Origin of the sequence: Pseudomonas sp. F1_0610, assembly GCF_047470865.1 — a bacterium.
In the GTDB taxonomy this organism is placed as follows: Bacteria; Pseudomonadota; Gammaproteobacteria; order Pseudomonadales; family Pseudomonadaceae; genus JAZDRH01.
Genome location: NZ_JAZDRH010000082.1, coordinates 1 through 665 on the forward strand (window position 1 = coordinate 1; position 665 = coordinate 665).

General features: G+C 33.8%; 1 protein-coding gene. It reads left to right on the forward strand.

The genetic code is table 11. The features are described from left to right. Positions 1–164 precede the first annotated feature (164 nt). The coding region (locus VQ643_RS16300) for a DUF3304 domain-containing protein (RefSeq protein WP_414201566.1) at positions 165–665 on the forward strand (501 nt) is incomplete at its 3' end.

The window sequence follows — 665 nt, forward strand, 5'->3', positions numbered from 1 at the left end:
GTATATAGATTCTCGATAGAAAGTAGAGTGACTGAATACTACTCAAATATTTTGGAATCTGGTGTTTTTTATAAATATATTTACTTTTATATACTAATTTTCTGAGTTGCCGATATAACTAGAGAAGTTAACTAGTAGATTACTCCAAGCCTAAGGAGATTTAAATGAAACTACAAGCTATAACGCTAATACTGTTTTCATTATTGTTAGCAGGTTGTGAAAGTGAAGCTGAAAAGCTCGCACGTGAACGCAAAGAAATGGTGTGGGTACCAATGGAAGCATGGAATCTCACACGCTATGAAATGCGCACATATATAGCCAATGGGCATCTAGGTTATGCCACAAGTGAAGGTGGTTCAATCGTTATTCCTAAAGCATGGGATCCTGAGTTTAAAGTCAAAATAAAATGGCGCCGATTAGATACAAGTAAATTGGGAGAAAGTCCATACTCTAATGATACTAAAGGTTGGGAAGTTTTTGAACAAAAAATGAAAGAAAACACCAGTTATCATGAAGCTATTGTAGATATTCCAGAGTATGACTATAAAAAAGATTTTTGTTCATTTAAAGTTTATTTTTTAGAATGTGACGTAATAAAAATTAGAGTTAACTGTAAATCGCCAGGCTTACCCTATGATGAGTATCCAAAGTGTGATAATCCCAGT